Origin of the sequence: Candidatus Pantoea edessiphila (genome assembly GCF_002933345.1) — a bacterium.
Taxonomy (GTDB): domain Bacteria; phylum Pseudomonadota; class Gammaproteobacteria; order Enterobacterales; family Enterobacteriaceae; genus Pantoea_C.
In genome coordinates, this window is the sequence record NZ_PDKR01000004.1 from 19,275 (window position 1) to 35,045 (window position 15,771).

General features: G+C 26.7%; 13 protein-coding genes. 10 read left to right on the forward strand and 3 right to left on the reverse strand.

Going from position 1 to position 15,771, the window contains the following annotated elements:
• Positions 1-37 precede the first annotated feature (37 nt).
• The 3 genes from fbaA to rpiA all read left to right on the forward strand — a co-directional run bounded on the left by fbaA (position 38) and on the right by rpiA (position 2,951).
• Entirely contained in the window at positions 38-1,120 is a 1,083-nt protein-coding gene (fbaA, locus tag CRV09_RS02850) for a class II fructose-bisphosphate aldolase (RefSeq protein WP_136132631.1), read from the forward strand.
• A gap of 89 nt (positions 1,121-1,209) precedes the next feature.
• Entirely contained in the window at positions 1,210-2,040 is an 831-nt protein-coding gene (gene mscS, locus CRV09_RS02855) for a small-conductance mechanosensitive channel MscS (RefSeq protein ID WP_136132632.1), read from the forward strand.
• A 251-nt stretch (positions 2,041-2,291) separates the two neighbouring features.
• Positions 2,292-2,951, forward strand: coding sequence for a ribose-5-phosphate isomerase RpiA (gene rpiA, locus CRV09_RS02860; RefSeq protein WP_136132633.1), 660 nt, complete (start codon positions 2,292-2,294; stop codon positions 2,949-2,951).
• Positions 2,952-3,118: 167 nt separating this feature from the next.
• Here the strand turns inward: rpiA and CRV09_RS02865 are convergent, their stop codons facing one another.
• Entirely contained in the window at positions 3,119-3,592 is a 474-nt protein-coding gene (locus tag CRV09_RS02865; protein ID WP_241973712.1) for a 5-formyltetrahydrofolate cyclo-ligase, read from the reverse strand.
• Positions 3,593-3,937: 345 nt separating this feature from the next.
• Here CRV09_RS02865 and pepP point away from each other — a divergent pair, with 345 nt between their 5' ends.
• Positions 3,938-5,251, forward strand: a complete 1,314-nt coding sequence (gene pepP, locus CRV09_RS02870) for a Xaa-Pro aminopeptidase (RefSeq protein ID WP_136132634.1) — start codon at positions 3,938-3,940, stop codon at positions 5,249-5,251.
• 139 nt (positions 5,252-5,390) lie between these two features.
• On the opposite strand, the gene ygfZ is transcribed toward pepP, so the two are convergent.
• Positions 5,391-6,362 (reverse strand): tRNA-modifying protein YgfZ, encoded by a 972-nt coding sequence (gene ygfZ / locus CRV09_RS02875; RefSeq protein ID WP_136132635.1) that lies wholly within the window; start codon positions 6,360-6,362, stop codon positions 5,391-5,393.
• Between the two features lie 412 nt (positions 6,363-6,774).
• On the opposite strand from ygfZ, the gene recJ reads away from it, so the two are divergent.
• From recJ to lysA, 4 genes are all read left to right on the forward strand, one after another.
• Complete coding sequence (gene recJ, locus CRV09_RS02880) at positions 6,775-8,517, forward strand: single-stranded-DNA-specific exonuclease RecJ (protein ID WP_136132636.1); 1,743 nt, start codon at positions 6,775-6,777, stop codon at positions 8,515-8,517.
• A gap of 112 nt (positions 8,518-8,629) precedes the next feature.
• A protein-coding gene (gene prfB / locus CRV09_RS02885; protein ID WP_136132637.1) for a peptide chain release factor 2 occupies positions 8,630-9,728 on the forward strand; the annotation gives its coding sequence in 2 pieces (ribosomal slippage) (positions 8,630-8,695 and positions 8,697-9,728; 1,098 coding nt in all).
• A 4-nt stretch (positions 9,729-9,732) separates the two neighbouring features.
• Positions 9,733-11,256: a lysine--tRNA ligase gene (gene lysS, locus CRV09_RS02890; protein WP_136132638.1), complete on the forward strand. Its 1,524-nt coding sequence runs from the start codon at positions 9,733-9,735 to the stop codon at positions 11,254-11,256.
• A 157-nt stretch (positions 11,257-11,413) separates the two neighbouring features.
• Complete coding sequence (lysA, locus tag CRV09_RS02895) at positions 11,414-12,670, forward strand: diaminopimelate decarboxylase (RefSeq protein WP_136132639.1); 1,257 nt, start codon at positions 11,414-11,416, stop codon at positions 12,668-12,670.
• A 25-nt stretch (positions 12,671-12,695) separates the two neighbouring features.
• Here lysA and mutH read toward each other — a convergent pair whose 3' ends face one another.
• Positions 12,696-13,370, reverse strand: a complete 675-nt coding sequence (gene mutH / locus CRV09_RS02900; protein ID WP_136132640.1) for a DNA mismatch repair endonuclease MutH — start codon at positions 13,368-13,370, stop codon at positions 12,696-12,698.
• Positions 13,371-14,105: 735 nt separating this feature from the next.
• On the opposite strand from mutH, the gene lgt reads away from it, so the two are divergent.
• Both lgt and thyA read left to right on the forward strand, forming a co-directional pair.
• Positions 14,106-14,972 carry a prolipoprotein diacylglyceryl transferase gene (gene lgt / locus CRV09_RS02905; RefSeq protein ID WP_136132641.1) on the forward strand — a complete coding sequence of 289 codons (867 nt, stop codon included), beginning with the start codon at positions 14,106-14,108 and terminating at the stop codon, positions 14,970-14,972.
• Complete coding sequence (thyA, locus tag CRV09_RS02910; protein WP_136132642.1) at positions 14,973-15,764, forward strand: thymidylate synthase; 792 nt, start codon at positions 14,973-14,975, stop codon at positions 15,762-15,764. It abuts the gene before it with no gap.
• Positions 15,765-15,771 lie beyond the last annotated feature (7 nt).

The window sequence follows — 15,771 nt, forward strand, 5'->3', positions numbered from 1 at the left end:
AATATCAAATAAATATTTAAATAATGAGGATGTAATTGTGTCTAAAATTTCAGATATTGTTGATTCTGGTGTTGTTAACGCTGACGATATTAAAAAAATATTTAAAATAGCAAAAAGAAATAAATTTGCTTTGCCAGCAATAAACTGCATGAATACAGATTCAATTAATGCGGTTTTGGAAGTTGCAGCGAAAGTTAGATCTCCAGTAATTATTCAATTTTCTAATAGTGGTGCAACATTTTTTTCAGGAAAAGGATTAATAAAGTCTACAAAATCACATGATGCAGCAATTTTTGGTTCTATTGCTGGAGCTAATTATGTACATTTTATAGCCAAAAAATATGATATTCCTGTAATCTTACATACAGATCATTGCACAGAAAATTTACTACCCTGGATTGAAGGATTATTACAAGCAGGTAAAGAACATTATGATAGAACAGGAAAACCTTTGTTTTCTTCTCATATGATTGATCTTTCACAAGAACCAATAAAAAAAAATATTAAGATCTGTTGTGATTACTTAATAAAAATGTCTAAATTAAATATGATGTTAGAAATAGAATTAGGTTGTACAGGTGGTGAAGAAGATGGTTTGGATAACAGTCATATTAATATTTCTGAGCTTTATACTAGTCCTAAAGATGTAAATTATGCATATGAACAACTAAGTATTATTAGTAATAATTTTACTGTTGCTGCATCATTCGGTAATGTTCATGGTATTTATAAAAAAGGTAATATTAAATTAACTCCAATTATATTGCGTGATTCTCAAAGATTAATTGCAAATAAACATAATTTAGTTAATAACCCTGTGAATTTTGTATTTCACGGTGGTTCTGGTTCTTCTGTAAAAGAAATAAAGGAATCTATTGAATATGGTGTAATTAAAATGAATATAGATACAGATTCTCAATGGGCGATATGGAATGGTGTTCTTCAATATTATAAAAAGAACAGCGATTATCTGCAAACTCAATTAGGCAATCCTGAAGGAAATGATAAACCTAATAAAAGGTATTATGATCCAAGAATATGGTTACGTTGTGCTCAATTATCTTTACAATCATGCTTAGAGAATTACTTTAAGATACTTAATGCTATTAATATATTATAATTAATATTTGAAAAAAGTAATATATAATTCTTAATCTTTAATTAAATATTAATTTTTTATTCTATTTAAATAACAAACCTATTCAAGAGATGACTAGTTCATATTTACTTAAGAAAATACTTGATATAAGTAGTTGGATTTCAAATAATCAATCAATTGTCTTTAATCATTTGTTCAATATAATTGAAGCCATTATAATAATCATAATTGGAGTAATTGTTTCTCGTATATTGTCAAACGGAATTAGACATATATTATTGATACGTAATATCGATGTTACTATCGCAGATTTTCTTACTGGCCTAATAAAATATAGTGTTATTGCTTGTGTTATTAGTGCAGCATTAGGTCGGGTTGGTATACAATCTACGTCAATAATAACTGTACTAGGTGCAGCTAGTTTAGCTATAGGACTAGCTTTACAGGGTTCATTATCTAATTTAGCGGCTGGAGTTTTATTAATAACATTTTATCCCTTCCGTTCAGGCGAATTTGTTGATATAGGAGGGGTAACTGGTACTATCGTAAATATTCAGATTTTTTCTACTACATTAAAAAGTTCAGATGGTAAAATTATTATTTTACCTAATAGTAAGATTATTAGCAGTGTTATTATTAATTTTTCAAGAGAAAAAATTAGATGCAATGAATTTATCATAAATGTATCATACGAGGCAAATATAGATGAGGTTATTCAACTGTTAAAGAAAGTAGTAGAAGATGATAAACGTGTGCTAAAAGATAAAGAAATCCAAGTTGGCTTAAATGAAATAAATTCTTCTTCAAGTGTTTTTATTGTTAGATGCTGGTGCAATATTAATGACTTACAAAATGTTTATTGGGATTTGTTAAAAAATTTTAAAATTGTATTAGATTCTAAAAATCTTAGTATTCCTTTTTCAAAAAATATTAAAAAATAGTATCTTAATTTGGTATAATAAAATTATAATTATAGACGTTTATATAAAAAAATGATTTGCATCTAAATTTTTAATTGATTAATTTTAAATATATGACCAATGTATATTAAATATATTTAATTAAATTTAATGATTTTAAAATTAAAGTTATTAGTTCACACTATAGATTATTTATAATAATAGTGAGTTAATTAAATAATTAATATTTATTATCAAATAAATTTTTATTATTTGGGTTTTTAAAATATATTATGAAACAGAATAGCTTAAAAGAAGCAGTTAGTTGGGCTGCAATTAATTTTATACAGCCCAATACTATCGTTGGAATAGGAACTGGGTCAACTATTGATTATTTCATAAATGCTTTGGTTTCTATTAAGCATCAAATTAAAGGCGTTGTTTCTAGTTCTGAAAAATCAACAAACAAACTAAAAAAACTTGGGATCAAAATTATAGATTTAAATGAGATTAATTTTTTACCAATTTATATTGATAGTGCAGATGAAATTGATTCTCAATTATGTATGATTAAAGGTGGTGGAGCAGCATTAACACATGAGAAAATTATAGCATCAGTAGCAGATAAATTTATTTGTATTGTAGATGTTTCTAAAAAAGTAAATGTATTAGGAAGGTTCCCTTTGCCAATAGAAGTCATTCCTATGGCTCGTAATTTTATAATACGTGAATTAGAGAAAATTGGTGGTATCCCAAAATATCGTCAAGATGTTACGACAGAAAATGGAAATATTATTTTAGATATACATAATTTACATATTTTAGATCCTATCTCGTTAGAAAAACACATTAATTCCATACCTGGTGTGGTCACTGTTGGACTTTTTGCATCTCGTAAGGCTGATATTGTATTAATAAGTACTTCCAAAGGTATCGAAATTATTAAAGAATAGTATGTATGCAACGAAAACCCTAAAACTTGATATATTTATGTATGTTCAAAGATTAATTTCACAATTACATATTAAAGTAATATTTTATTGTTAATACTATATTAAAAAGATATTATCTAATTAATATAAAATTATAATTAACAAAACATCTTCTAAACTCTATTTTATTACCACTTCCATATTTTTGAAGGAGTTATTATCACAGGTAATGGTATATCCCATTCTTCGATTGGTATCTCATTTATTAACTGAAAATCATATGCTAGTCCAATAGGTAACAAAGAAGTTTTTTTCCAATCTTTTAAGGTTCGATCATAAAATCCACCTCCTAAACCTAAACGTTGTCCCTTAAGATCAAAAGCTACCAATGGTACCAACATTATGTCTATTTTATTACTTTCTATTGACTGATTGCGATATAATGAAGGTTCTAGAATATTAAATTTATTTAAAATTAAATTTGTTTTTTTTGTATATTTTACAAATAAGAGTTGTCTTGATAAAGAAGGATGTAATACTGGTAAAAAAACATTTTTTCTCTGTATCCAAAACTTACGGATCAATAAACTGGTATCTATTTCTCCATCTATAGATAAAAAAGATGCTATATTTCTTGCTGGTACTAAAGGATCATAATTAATTAAAGTTTTAGTTAATTTTTTTGCTGATTCTTTTTTTTTGTTTTTCTGTAATCGAACATCTTAAATAACGCATTTGTTTTCTAATATAATCACGTTTTAAAATTTTTTTTTTAAACATATTATTTCCTTTTTTTAAATATATCTATAACTATGTAATTTCAAAGTATCATTCTAAATGAATAATTTTAATTTTTTTAAAAAAAAGCAAAAATCAAGCAATTCTTAATTTATATATTATATAATACAAAAAATAAAATATTATTGTATAATAATATTTTATTGTCTATTTATTTTTAATAAATTACACTTAATTAAACATGATTTTACTACAGAAAACTATATATTATGATTCCAATAGATGTATTACGCAAGCGACGAAACATGCTTTTATCAAAAATGATTTCTAACAGTGCAATATTAATATTTTCAACTCCAGAAAACAAAAAAAGACAACACTATCATTTCTTTACTCAAAATAAAGATTTTTGGTATTTTACTGGCTTTAATGAACCGAACGCTTTGTTCTTGATGATAAAAATAAATGATAATCATCATCAAAAAATATTATTTAATAGAAAAAAGGATTATGCTAATGAAATTTGGGATGGTCCTCGTTTAGGGCAAGATCTTGCTCTAATTAAAATAGATGTTGATAAATCTTTTCCTTGGGAAAATATAAATGAAAATCTTTATAAATTATTAATTGGCTTAAAAACTATATATCATGCATGGGGAGAATACATAAAGACTGATCAATTAATTTTTAATACAATAAAATATCTCCGTAACGTAATTATTGATAATCCAATCATTCCTAATAACATTATTGATTGGCGTCCTTTAGTACATAAAATGCGTTTATTTAAAGAACCACATGAAATCAAAACATTACGTATTGCAGGTAAAATTAGTGCATTAGCACATATTAGGGCCATGAAATCATGTCGTCCAGGTATGTTTGAATATCAACTTGAAGGTGAAATTCATCATGAATTTAATTGCCATGGTGCTAGATTTCCCTCCTACAATACTATTATAGGTTCTGGAAAAAATTCTTGTATTTTGCACTACACGGAAAATAATAATAAAATGCTTAACGGTGATTTAGTCTTAGTTGATGCTGGATGTAATTTTAACGGATATGCTAGTGATATTACTCGTACTTTTCCAATAAACGGAAAATTTAGTAAACAACAAAGAGAAATATATAATATTGTATTAAATTCATTAAAAATTGCTTTATCAATGCTTAGACCAAATATAAATATTTGTGAAATAAAAACTAAGATAGCACATATTATGATTTATAATTTGATTAAATTGGGCTTATTACAAGGTAGTCTAGATCAATTAATTGCAAAAGGTGCACATAAGCAGTTTTTTATGCATAATTTATGTCATTGGTTAGGACTAGATGTTCATGATGTTGGTTTATATGGTTGTTCTATTGATAATACAATATTGAAACCAAATATGGTGTTGACTATAGAACCAGGAATATATATTGCAGAAAATGCTAATGTACCTTTTGAATATCGTGGTATTGGCATCCGAATAGAAGATAATGTTCTTATTACTGAAATTGGTAATGAAAATCTTACAGATAGTGTTGTAAAAGAAATTGAGGAAATTGAAAATTTAATGACATTAAAAGATTAAGAATTTTTTCATTTCTAGGTTTTTTATTTTATCAAGTAAATAAAATTTTAGATTAATAGTTTTGCTTTTATATAAAGTACAGTCTTTTATAAAACATTCCTTACAATATTTAATAAAAATTAACTAAAAATTATTTCATTCAATAGGGTAATTGCTTTATTTTAAAATATCCATTTTCATCTTTTTGAACTCTTATTACACTATTTAGTTTAATATCTTTCTTCATTACTACTTGTATCCAACATAAACCACTATTTAATTTTACTGAAGCTAATACTCTACCTGTACATTGCCATCTATTATTTACCATTATTTCCAATGATTCATTCGCCAATGGTAAATTATCTGTCTTCCCCTCTAACCAATACATCATGTGTTTATTAGTTTTAAGGTAATGAGTTCGTGCTATAGTTTCTTGTCCTATATAACAACCTTTTTCGAAATTAATAGCATTTAGTATTTGTAAATTAACTGACTGTGGTATAAATCTTCCAATATTTTGTGGATCAATTACGGGAATACCGCTTTCAATATCTAAAGCTAGCCATTGTTTACTATCACTGAATTGTACTTTATTATTCATTAATTTCTCTTTTATAAAATTGCCTTTTTTATAAGTTGTTAATATTATAAAACGTTCAATTGGATTTTTAATCCATAAAATAGTAGTTTCATCATTTTGTACTAAAGGTAATTGAAGATCAGGAATCATTTTAAAGATTTTATGTAATATATTTTTTGCCTGAAATCCAGCTAAGCCTAACAATAACAATTTACTATCTGAGAATTTTACCTTTGAAAATATTGCATATTTTTTAATTTCTGCTAATTGAATTTCAAGTATTTTTCTACGTATAATGTAGTTAATATTATTATTATTATAAAAAAGACGTAAATTGCTTAATATCTTACCATAAGAATTACAATGTGCTGCTATATAGTGTTGAGCTGGATTAATTTTTGCAACGTCTAAAGTTAATTGACTTTGTAAATATTTTATCGAGTCAGGACCAGATACTGAAACTAAAGCCCAATCATCTAGATACATTAAAGTTAATGGTAAGTACATCGATTCTATAGGTTGTTTTATTGGTAAATTGTATGTTAACATGAGTATTCTCTTAAGAATAATATTAAAAAAATTTAAATTATTTTATTGAGTTAATTTTTTTAATTTTAATTATAGTTATAAATGTCTAGTTTATACTGTAAATAGAAAAATTATAACTTATAATTCATATATTATCTGATTAAACAGATAATAATTATTAAATTAGTTGTTAATTTTAATTTTGTATCAACATAAATAATAAATATTACATCAATGATAATTAATAAATTTTGTGTTTATTTTTTATTAAGTAGTTTTAAGAAATCATATTTAAATTAAGTAGTTATTTAAGTAAAATAAATAATTAACTAAAAAGAAAATAACCTTTTAGATTTTTATAGAAAATATTGTTTAAGCAATATAATCCTATACAGTTTTAAATTATATTAAAATGAATATCAGTGATTAATCAGTGCTAAATTATAAAATTGAATTACGTCATCGTAAAATAGTTGTTAAAGATAATTTGCCAATAGATCTACCTCCTCTAATAAAACGTCTTTATCTAAATCGTGGTCTCTGTGATGCAGAAAAATTAGAACGTAGTGCAAACAAATTATTATCATTTAAGACATTACATAATATTGATAAAGCAGTAACAATAATATATAACATGTTGATAAATAAACGTAAAATTATAGTAGTAGGAGATTTTGACGCTGATGGTGCAACTAGTACTGCATTAACAGTATTAGCCTTAAAAAGTATGGGCGGTAAGAATATACAATACTTGATACCCAACCGATTTGAAGATGGATACGGTTTAAGCACGAAGATAGTAAAACATTTACATATGATAGGTGCTGAAATGATTCTTACTGTAGACAATGGCATTTCATCTCATGAAGGTATCAGCTGTGCTAAAAAATATGGTATTCCAGTAATAATTACAGATCACCATCTTCCTAGTAATGATCTACCAGAGGCTGAAGCTATTATTAATCCTAATATTTCTAATATGTCTTTTGCTTTATCTTCTTTGGCAGGTGTAGGTGTTGCTTTTTATTTAATGGTTGCTTTAAGAACATATTTGCGTGAAAAAGGATGGTTTAACAAAATATGTATTGAACCAAATTTAGCAAATCTATTAGATCTTGTTGCTTTAGGTACCATTGTTGATGTTGTACCTCTTGACATAAATAATCGAATTTTGGTATGGCAAGGATTAAATAGAATTCGTGCCGGTATATGTAGACCTGGTATTATAGCTTTGTTAGAAATCGCTAATCGTCAATTAAAAGATTTATCAACAGATGATCTCAGTTATGTATTAGGACCTCGTCTTAATGCAGCAGGAAGATTAAATGATATGTCAAAAGGAGTTGCATTATTATTAACCCATGATTTGAACCATGCACGTATTTTAGCTAATGAATTAGATAGATTGAATCAATCTCGAAAAAAAATTGAACAAGTTATGCACAATGAAGCATTGAAATTATGTAATATATTACAGCAAAAAGAAAATAACTTACCTTTAGGTATAACCGTTTATCATCCTGAATGGCATCAAGGAGTAATTGGTATTGTAGCTTCACGTTTAAAAGAACGTTTTCATCGACCTGTAATCGCATTTGCACCCACAGGTATAGGAGATGGTATTTTAAAAGGTTCTGGTCGTTCTATTGAAAATTTACATTTAAGAAATATTCTTGAACATTTAAATACAGTTAAGCCAAACTTAATTATAAAATTTGGTGGCCATGCTATGGCGGCTGGTTTATCTATTAAAGAAATACATTATAAAGAATTTAGTCAATATTTTTCTAATTTAGTTAAAGAATTATTTAAAAATGATATAATTTCAGATATTATATGGTCGGATGGATCGTTACAACCATCAGAGTTTTCTATTCAAACTGCAGATCTATTACGTGAGGCCGGACCTTGGGGAGTATCATTTCCTCAACCTACCTTTGATGGAGAGTTCGAATTAGTTAAACAACGTCTAATTAATAAAAGACATTTGCATGTTTTAGTTAAAGTTTTTGACAATGGTCCATTAGTTGATGGAGTTTTATTTAATGTAGATACCAATCATTGGCCAAATACTAAAATTAGTAAAGTTGGATTATTATATCGTCTTGATGTTAAAATATATCGTGGCAAACGTTTCGTTCAGTTAATAATAGAATATTTGTGGCCCTTAGATTAAAACTAATTTATTAAGGATAATAATTCCAAATTAAATAAAATACTTAAAGTAGCTTTATTTATAATTATGCCACTAAATATTTGTATCTAATTTCATATGGAGAGGACAAATTATGATAGAAATAAATTTCATCAATAATCTTATTAATAATCTTAATCAACGCAATAGTAATCTTAGGAGGAGTTTTTGATTATATAAATAAAAAAGATCGTTTTAAAGAAATAAGTGTTGAATTGGAGCAGTTAAATATATGGCATAATCACGAACATGCTAAATCTTTAGTGAAAGAACAATCTTGCCTAAAAATGATTATTGAAGATCTTGACAAGATATTATTTAAATTAAAAGATATTGAAGGTTTATTCGAACTAGCGAAAAGCATAGAAGATGATTGTGTAAATAATGATATTATAAAAGAACTTAACATAATAAAAGATGGTATAAAAAAATTAGAATTTAATCTTATGTTTTCTGGTGAAAATGACCAATCTGATTGTTATATTGATTTCCAAGCTGGTTCAGGTGGAATTGAATCCCAAGATTGGACCAATATGCTAATGCGTATGTACTTAAGGTGGCTAGAAAACAAAGGTTTTAATACTAAAATAATTGAAGAATCGCCGGGGGAAATTAATGGAATTAAATCTTCCACGGTTCACGTATCTGGAAATTATGCTTTTGGATGGTTACGCACAGAATCTGGCATTCACAGACTGGTACGCAAAAGTCCTTTTGATTCTAGTCATCGTAGGCATACTTCTTTTGGTTCAGTTTTTATATATCCTGAAATAAATAATTATATTAATATTAATATTAGCTTGTCAGATTTACGTATTGATGTTTATCGAGCATCAGGAGCTGGTGGTCAACATGTTAATCGTACAGAATCAGCTGTACGTATTACTCATATTCCTACTGGTATTGTAACTCAATGTCAAAACAATAGATCTCAACATAGAAATAAAGAGCAAGCAATCAAGCAAATGAAATTAAAGTTATATCAAATTGAAATAAAAAAGAAAAATACTGAAAAGAAATTTTTAGAAAGTAATAAATCCTGTATAAGTTGGGGAAATCAAATTCGTTCATATATACTTGATCATTCTCTTATTAAAGATTTAAGAACTGGTTTAGAAATACGTAATACCCAAGAGGTATTAGGCGGAAATTTAGATCCATTTGTTAAAAAGAGTTTAAAATTAGGTTTGTAACAATATGATTGGAAAAGAATATAATATTTCTACAATTGATAAGAATAATGCATTAAATAATGAACTAAAATCACGTAGAGAAAAATTACGAATATTACGTTCTAATGGCTTAGCATATCCTAATAATTTTCGGCGAACATGTACTTCTGATTATTTGAATATGGAATATGGCAAATACAATAATAAAGAACTTAAAAATTTAAATATTGAAGTAAGTGTTGCTGGTCGTATGATGACTCGTCGTATTTTTGGCAAAGCTTCTTTTGTTATTTTACAAGATTGTGGCGGTCGTATTCAGCTATATGTAACTTATCAAAATATATCAGAAAATATTTATAATAATCATTTTAAAAAATGGGATATTGGTGACATCATTGGCGCTTGTGGTAAGTTATTCAAAACTAAAACAGGAGAATTATCTATTAATTGTTTTAGCATTTGTTTATTAACTAAATCATTACGTCCTTTACCAGATAAATTTCATGGCCTTAATAATCAAGAAATACGTTATAGACAACGTTATTTAGATCTTATTATGAATGAAAAATCTTTTAATATCTTTAAAGTACGTGCTCAGATTATCAATATAATTCGCAATTTCATGATTAAATCTCAATTCATAGAAGTAGAAACTCCTATGATGCACATGATACCAGGAGGTGCAATAGCTCGTCCATTCATTACACATCATAATAAATTAGACATTGATATGTACTTAAGAATTGCACCAGAATTATATTTAAAACGTTTGGTGGTAGGAGGATTTGAACGTGTTTTTGAAATAAATAGAAATTTTCGTAACGAAGGAATATCAGCACGTCATAATCCTGAATTTACAATGATAGAACTTTATATGGCATATGCAGATTATAGAGATTTAATAAAATTAACCGAAGATCTATTTTGTCTGATAGCTAAAAATATTCTAGGAAATACTATATTATCCTATGGTAGATTTAAATTCGATTTTAAAAATTCATTTGAAAAATTAAGCATGTATGATTCAATAAAAAAATATTGTCCAAAAATAAATATAAATAAACTACATCGGTATACTGATTCAGTGAAAATAGCTAACTCAATTGGTATCGAAGTTGAAAACACATGGGGTGTAGGTAGTATAGTTAATGAAATATTTGAAAAACATGTTGTACCAAATTTGATTCAACCCACATTTATTACTGAATATCCATCGGAAGTATCTCCGCTTGCACGTCGTAATGATGTTAATCCTGAAATAGCTGATAGATTTGAATTTTTTGTTGGTGGTTATGAAATTTGCAATGGATTTTCAGAGCTTAATGATTCAGAAGATCAAGAAGAAAGATTCAAAAAACAACTTAAAACTAAAGATAATATCGATTATGAAATAATGTCTTATGATGAAGATTATATCATTGCTTTGGAACATGGCTTACCTCCTACTGCGGGGCTAGGGATGGGTATTGATAGGATTACAATGTTGTTTACTGATAGTCATAATATACGAGATGTTATATTATTTCCTACACTTAAACCAAAAAAATAATTTATGCATTTTGTTTGAGATTACTAACTAAATAATATTAAATATATTTAATAAACGATGTTAATATTTAAATATATTTGATATCGATATAATGTTTTAGGAATGGCATTACTATTTATTTTAACTTTAATAAACCGCTTGCTATAGGAGATTAATTATGCCACTTCCCTTAAATAATATTGATTCCGCAATTAATTTTTATAATTTATTACCATTAGCACATTATTATAAGAGTCCTTTTTGGGCTTATGACGCTAATATTATACGGGAACGTATTAATCAATTACGCGATTTTGATGTTGTACGCTTTGCACAAAAAGCTAATTCAAATATTCATATTTTACGTTTAATGCGTTCAGAAGGTGTGAAAGTTGATTCAGTATCATTAGGAGAGATAGAACGAGCTTTAGTAGCTGGTTATCGGTCTGATAATGACGAAATAATATTTACAGCTGATATATTTGATGAAATTACATTGGAACGTGTTGTTGCACTAAAATTACAGGTTAATATTGGTTCTATTGATATGTTAATTCAACTTGGTTCTGTTTCGCCAGGACATGAAATTTGGTTACGTGTTAACCCTGGATTTGGTCATGGTTTTAGTCAGAAAACAAATACTGGAGGAGAAAACAGTAAACATGGAATTTGGCATAATCATCTATTTTTAGCGCTATCGTTAATTAAAAGATATCGCATGCGTTTGGTAGGAATACATATACATATAGGTTCTGGTGTTAACTATGATCACTTAGAACTAGTATGTAATTCAATGGTTCGTATAGTTATAGAATTTGGTCAGGATCTAGAAAGAATATCAGCAGGAGGTGGTTTATCAGTTCCTTATCATCGTGATGAAAAAAGAGTTGATACAGATCGTTATTTCTATTCTTGGAATAAAGCTAGAAAATGTATTTCTAATTATTTAGGTCATTCGGTAAAATTAGAAATTGAACCTGGTCGTTTTTTAGTTGCTGAATCTGGTGTATTAGTATCTCAGATACGTGCAATTAAAAACATGGGACAGCAACATTTTATTTTAGTTAATGCTGGTTTTAATGATTTAATGCGCCCTTCAATGTATGGTTGTTACCACCATATATCCTTGATGACTAAAGATAATCGTTATATAGATGAACTAAATACTACTAATAGTATAGTGGCTGGTCCTTTATGTGAATCTGGCGATATATTTACTCAATCGGAAGGGTACGTGTTAAAAACCCGCACTATACCTATAGCACAAGTAGGAGATTATTTAGTTTTTCATGATTCTGGAGCGTATGGTGCTTCTATGTCATCTAACTATAATAGTCGTCCCTTGATTCCAGAGGTATTATTTGAAAATGGTCAACATAAGGAAATTCGTCGAGCCCAGACCATTCATGATTTATTATCTCTCGAATTATCTTAAATAAATTTGTTATTAATTATCATCATTAATAATGATGATTTGATATAATGATCTTAGTAAAAGATTTTTTTAAATAAAAACCCCTAGGTAAAGTTAAAATAATTTTTCCTTTGTCACTAATTGCTTTAGTTAATATTTTGTTATTAGCAGCTTTAATCTTGATTTTTAAGAAAGTTCCATGATAGGAAGCAATTTTATCAATTTTACCTAAAACAATCATTTCTATAATTTCTTCCCAATCATTACGTAATATAGTATTTTCTGTTATATTAGGACTCCATAGTAAAGATGTTGCAATTCTGCGCATTTTTAAAGGAATATTTTTTTTCCCTTCTATAGGAATCCATAAAATGCTAGATAATTTATTTTGAATATTACTAGTTTCCCAAGTAATACCGATATTATTTATCAACGGAACTGAACAGACAAAAGTATCCTCAATTGGATTACCATATGAGTCTATTGGTATGGTTTTTAATTCTATTCCAAGATGAGCAAAATCTTGCTCAGCTTTGTTTTTTGAATCTACACCTAAGTATAACTCTATTAATCTTCCAATCCATCCTTTATCCTTTTTTAAGTTGTATGGAATTTCTAAACCAGCATTAGCTGCTAAATTTCCTATTGTAAATCCCGCTAAAGCTTGAGCTCTAGCAAATAAGGTAATTTTATTTTTTGGCTTATTTAAAAAAAAATTCATAGATTTATGTTAATTAAATTTGTATAATTATCTGTTATTAAAAATAAATTATATACTATCAGTTGCTTATATATTTTATATTATAACAATATAAACTTAACAAAAACCATTTAATTAAATGGTTTTTTTAATAAACTAATTCTTACAAACAAAATTTATTTAAATTTATGTTAATATAGTATAGTATCGTAATTATTATATGTAACAAAAAAAGATAGCTGTTATGGTTCAAACATCTTAGAAAGATTTTTGGCAATGTCCTTATAATAGGCATTAAAGTTACGTAAAAAAACAACTGAAAAAGCGATATGTCTATACTTATTTTAAGTAATAAGATTATCTAAAAAAGACTTATGAATATTAGTACACAATAATAACTGCTTAAGTTATAAATTACAAAAAAGACTAACGAAATTAATTGAGAAACCATTATGCATAGGGCAAAAATAAAAAGGGTTTTTTCCTTAATTAATAGATAATAAAAATTAAATTAGATTAATATTCATTATATTAAAATTATTGAATTAATTGATCAACAATATTGAATTGTTGGTATACTTTACATCATGTTGTATTATTTAAGAAATAAGTATAACGTACAGTAATGAAAATTTTTCAGATATTAATTATGAAAAATATAATTTTTATATAATTAATTTAAATTGCTATTTTATTTGATACTTTTTTAGTATCGTCTTTTATTTAAATTCAATAAAAAATGAATAACTTCAAAAAATGAGTATAAAATATATAGTTTTCCCTAAAATAAATCCTATTATTTTTTCCATAGGACCAATAGATTTTCGTTGGTATGGTTTAATGTATTTAGTGGGATTAATTTTTGCTTTATGGTTAGCTAACCGTCGTATTCATAATATTTATAATAATTGGAAAAAAAAAGAACTAGAAAATATAATATATTTTTGTTTTTTTGGTGCGGTTTTAGGTGGCAGAATTGGTTATATGTTATTCTATAATCTGCCATTGCTTATCGAAGATCCCTTATCTTTAATTAAGATTTGGGAGGGTGGTATGTCTTTTCATGGAGGATTAATAGGTGTTGTTTTAGTAATTATTTACTTTAGTTATAAAAATAAATATATGTTTTTAGAAATTTCAGATTTCATAACTCCTTTAGTTCCATTTGGATTAGGTGCCGGTCGTTTAGGTAATTTTATCAATGGTGAGTTATGGGGTAGGGTAACTTTAAAATCTCCTCTAGCAATGATGTTTTCTAATGCATATCATGAAGACTTATTATTTGCTTTGGATAATCCAAGATATCAAGAATTATTAAATTATTATGGTGCATTACCACGTCATCCTTCACAGCTTTATGAGTTTTTTCTTGAGGGTATATTATTATTTCTAATATTAAATATATTTATTAAAAAATCTAGACCGATAGGTAGTACATCTGGTCTTTTTTTAATTTGTTATGGTATTTTTAGGACTACAGCAGAATTTTTTCGTGAACCAGATATTCAATTAGGATTTTTTTATAATACTATTAGTATGGGACAGATTTTATCAATACCAATGGTGATAATAGGTGGCATAATTATTATTTGGTCTAACATTCGTTTAAAAGAAAAGGAATAAATGCAAGATTATCTTAATTTGTTAAGGTATATACTAGAGAAAGGATCATCGAAACCAGATCGCACTGGTATTGGTACTATATCTGTATTCGGTTATCAAATACGTTTAAATTTAATCAATGGTTTTCCTTTGATTACTACTAAAAAATGTCATTTTAAATCAATAATTCATGAATTGTTATGGTTTTTAAGAGGTGATACTAATATAAAATATCTAAAAAAAAATAATGTTTCTATTTGGGATGAATGGGCAAATGAAAAAGGAGATTTAGGACCTATTTACGGTAAACAATGGCGAAACTGGGAAACAAAAAAAGGTAAAATTGATCAGATTACACAAGTAATTAATCAGTTAAAATTTACTCCTCATTCACGTCGTATTATTGTTTCATCTTGGAATGTAGGTGATTTAAATCATATGGCATTACCACCTTGTCATGTTCTATTTCAATTTTATGTAACAAAAAATAAGCTATCTTGTCAGTTATATCAACGTTCATGTGATGTTTTTCTTGGTTTACCTTTCAATCTTGCAAGTTATGCATTATTAGTTCATATGATAGCACAGCAATGCGATTTAAATGTTGGTGATTTAATTTGGGTTGGAGGTGATGTTCATTTATATAATAATCATTTAAACCAAGCTCGTTTACAATTAACTCGCATACCTCGTCTGTTACCTAATTTATCTATAAAAAGAAAAGCTAATTTTATATTTAATTATCGTAGTAGTGATTTTGAAGTTAAGGATTACAATCCTTATCCAAATATTAAAGCACCTATAGCTATATAGTAATTTT

Excerpts from the sequence above, each read along its gene's own strand:
- mscS (WP_136132632.1), top strand. The coding sequence starts at position 1,210 with ATGACTAGTTCATATTTACTTAAGAAAATACTTGATATAAGTAGTTGG.
- rpiA (WP_136132633.1), top strand. The coding sequence starts at position 2,292 with ATGAAACAGAATAGCTTAAAAGAAGCAGTTAGTTGGGCTGCAATTAAT.
- pepP (WP_136132634.1), top strand. The coding sequence starts at position 3,938 with ATGATTCCAATAGATGTATTACGCAAGCGACGAAACATGCTTTTATCA.
- ygfZ (WP_136132635.1), bottom strand. The coding sequence starts at position 6,362 with ATGTTAACATACAATTTACCAATAAAACAACCTATAGAATCGATGTAC.
- lysS (WP_136132638.1), top strand. The coding sequence starts at position 9,733 with ATGATTGGAAAAGAATATAATATTTCTACAATTGATAAGAATAATGCA.
- lysA (WP_136132639.1), top strand. The coding sequence starts at position 11,414 with ATGCCACTTCCCTTAAATAATATTGATTCCGCAATTAATTTTTATAAT.
- mutH (WP_136132640.1), bottom strand. The coding sequence starts at position 13,370 with ATGAATTTTTTTTTAAATAAGCCAAAAAATAAAATTACCTTATTTGCT.
- lgt (WP_136132641.1), top strand. The coding sequence starts at position 14,106 with ATGAGTATAAAATATATAGTTTTCCCTAAAATAAATCCTATTATTTTT.
- thyA (WP_136132642.1), top strand. The coding sequence starts at position 14,973 with ATGCAAGATTATCTTAATTTGTTAAGGTATATACTAGAGAAAGGATCA.